This is a genomic window from Nonomuraea sp. NPDC004186, assembly GCF_053603495.1.
Genome location: NZ_JBSGFQ010000261.1, coordinates 1 through 2,940 on the forward strand (window position 1 = coordinate 1; position 2,940 = coordinate 2,940).

Here is a 2,940-nt window from a genome sequence, read left to right on the forward strand (position 1 = left end):
GGCTCGGTGGGCTGGGGCTCGGTGGGCCGGGGCCTCGGCGAGCAGGTCGAGCGCCCGCCGCTCCAGCCGGACGACCTCGGCGGCCGCCGCCGCGGCCCGCGGGTAGGCCAGGGATCGGACGAGCTCCCAGGCGAAGCCCGCGCTCCGGACGGTCACGGCCGGCAGCAAAGTCCAGTCCTGCTCGCTCACACGGCCACCCCTTCTCGCGCGGAATTACACCCGGCACGTCTTAACTCAAAATGCTTACAAGATCATCTTTGCTTGTCAATGAGACCGTCGATGAGAAATCAATGAGCAAGTCATGACGCCCCGACCACCGACACCTGCAAATCCCGCCATAAGACGCAGAGTCGTTTACTTCTGGTTTTCATCCCCTTATCCGCCCTGCACAGAGGCCAGATCAGGGTGCGACGGCCCGAATTCGGCCGCTCATTTCACGGTTTTCTTCCGTACGTTCGAGAAAACCGCCGTTACGCCGTTCCATGACGGGGGATGAAGAACTCGTGACGGATGGCGGGCGACGCGAAGGGCCGAATCTCTCGACCCCGGCGTTCGTCGCCGGGCTCGTCGTCATCACCGCCGTGGTGGCCGCGCTCGACATCCTCTCGGGCACGGCTGTGCGGCTGTTCCCGCTGCTGATCTTCCTCCCGGCGATCGTGGCCGGGCTGGGCACCGTGCGGCAGACGATCGTCGCGTCGCTGTGGGTGGTCCTGGCGGCGGCGGGGGTCACCACGTACCTGGGCGGCGAGCTGGACGACAACCTGCTGGCCGCCGGGTTCACGGCCGTGTTCGGCGCGCTGAGCGTCTTCGGCTGCGCCTACCGGGTGCGGCGCGAGGAGGAGGTGCACCGGCTGCGCTCGGCGGCGGCCGCCCTCCAGCAGCTGATCGTGCGCCCGCTTCCGCTGCGCACCGCCGACGTCGTCATCGACGGCCTCTACCAGCCGGTGGAGGAGGACACGATGGTGGGCGGCGACATGTACGAGGTCGCCGTCTCCCACCACGGCACCCGGGTGCTCATCGCCGACGTGCAGGGCAAGGGGCTGCCCGCCATCGGGACCGCGCTGGCCGTGCTGGGCTCGTTCAGGGAGGCGGCCTACCGGGAGGAGACCCTGGCCGGGGTCGTCGAGGCGATGGAGAACGCCGTGGCCAGGCAGAACACCTTCGCCGCCACCACCGGGGAGCCCGAGCGCCTGGTCACCGCGCTGGTGCTGGACATCAGCCGCCGGCTGGACGTCGAGGCGGTCAACTGCGGGCACATCGCCCCGTACATGATCCACCGCGGCGACGCCCGGCAGGTCAACCTCGGGGAGCCGTCCGTGCCGCTCGGCGTGGGCACGCTCGCTCCCGGGCCGCGCGGCGGCGCGCGGTTCGCGTTCCCGCCCGGCGCGGCGCTGGTGCTGTGCACCGACGGGGTCACCGAGGCCCGCGACCCCCGCGGCGCCTTCTATCCGCTGGAGGAGCGCCTGGAGGGCTGGGCCCCCGACCCTCCCGACCGGCTCGCCCAGGCGCTCGGCGAGGACCTCCGCGCGTTCACCAGGACCGCGCCGCGCGACGACATCGCGATCCTCACGCTACGCCGGTCCGAGTCCTGACCTGCCGGGGGCCGGCTCGCGCACCGTCATGAACCGGTCGCTCCACCCACGCGTACCTACACACATCGGACATGTCCATGGAGGTGTCGTGGAGCTCAGCCTCTTGCGGGCACAGGCTCACAGCCCGTCGTATTTTTCGTTGATGCGTGCCTCGTCAGGAGAGCGCGCGCCGGTTGACTTCTGCATCCCGTGCAACCCATATTTCCCGACCCCGGAGATCTTCGAGCATCTCGGGAGAAATCTGGAGACGATTCTCAAGTTCTATCCGAGCGACGCGGGCACGATCACCGCGGAGCTCTGCGCCACGCTCGGCCTCCACCCGAAGACGGTCGCCATGGGCAACGGGTCGACCGAGTTGATCACCTGGATCGATCACCTGCTGGTGCGCGAGAGCCTCGCGGTGCCCATCCCGACCTTCGGGCGCTGGACCGACCAGCCGCTGGAGACGGGCAAGCGGGTCGACATGTACCCGCTGCTGGAGAGCCGCAACTTCACCCTCGACGTGCAGGACTACGTCTCGTTCATCCGCATGCGCGGCTCCCGGGTCGCGGTGATCTGCAACCCGAACAACCCCGACGGCGGCTACCTGCCCAAGCACGAGGTCCTGCAGCTGCTGGACGAGCTCATCGACCTCGACCTGGTGATCGTGGACGAGTCGTTCGGCGACTTCGTGGACTGCGAGCCGGACGCGGGGCTGGCGGCGGAGGCGGCGGTCCGGCCGAACGTGATCGTGCTGCGCAGCCTGGGCAAGAACTTCGGCCTGCACGGCATCCGGTTCGGCTACATGGTCGCCAACCCGGCGCTGGCCGGGCGGGTGCGCGACGCGCTGCCCAAGTGGAACCTCAACTCGTTCGCCGAGGTCATCGTGTTCATGATGCGGCAGTTCATGGGCGAGTACCACAACAGCCTCAGGCTGGTGGGCGCGGACAGGCGGGCCATGTTCCAGCAGCTCAGCACCATGCCGGGGCTGTCGGTGTTCGCGTCGCAGGGCAACTTCCTGCTGATCAAGCTGCCGCCCGGTTACGACGGGGTGGGACTGCGCGACCACCTGCTCTCCGAGCACGGCGTGTACGTGCGCGAGTGCGGCAACAAGCTGGGCACGACCAGCCAGTTCATCCGCCTGGTCGTGCGGCCGCAGGACGACGTGCGGCGGCTGCTCATCGGCATGACGCAGTTCCTGTACTCCGGCAGCCTGCACGAGATCCCCGTCATCGGGGTCCACCACCGGCACGTCAACCCGCTGTCGGCCTGAGGGCTGGCGCGACTACCTGGAGGAGATGTACCGGCACGTCTGGGCGAAGGACTTCTGGTCCAAGGAGGTCTTCCTCGGCGTGCGGCTCGGCCCGCG

At 68.8% G+C, this 2,940-nt stretch carries 3 protein-coding genes; 2 read left to right on the forward strand and 1 reads right to left on the reverse strand.

What is annotated here, in order from left to right:
- The coding region (locus ACWEPL_RS65070) for a hypothetical protein (protein WP_452443041.1) at window positions 1–189 on the reverse strand (189 nt) is incomplete at its 3' end.
- A gap of 314 nt (window positions 190–503) precedes the next feature.
- On the opposite strand from ACWEPL_RS65070, the gene ACWEPL_RS65075 reads away from it, so the two are divergent.
- Window positions 504–1,592 carry a PP2C family protein-serine/threonine phosphatase gene (locus ACWEPL_RS65075; protein WP_363969943.1) on the forward strand — a complete coding sequence of 363 codons (1,089 nt, stop codon included), beginning with the start codon at window positions 504–506 and terminating at the stop codon, window positions 1,590–1,592.
- A 142-nt stretch (window positions 1,593–1,734) separates the two neighbouring features.
- Window positions 1,735–2,844, forward strand: coding sequence for a pyridoxal phosphate-dependent aminotransferase (locus ACWEPL_RS65080; RefSeq protein WP_350735174.1), 1,110 nt, complete (start codon window positions 1,735–1,737; stop codon window positions 2,842–2,844).
- The last annotated feature ends 96 nt before the right edge of the window (window positions 2,845–2,940 follow it).

What these genes read in the sequence shown, in the direction of transcription:
- ACWEPL_RS65080 (WP_350735174.1), top strand. Translation starts at nt 1,735, where the DNA reads ATGCGTGCCTCGTCAGGAGAGCGCGCGCCGGTTGACTTCTGCATCCCG.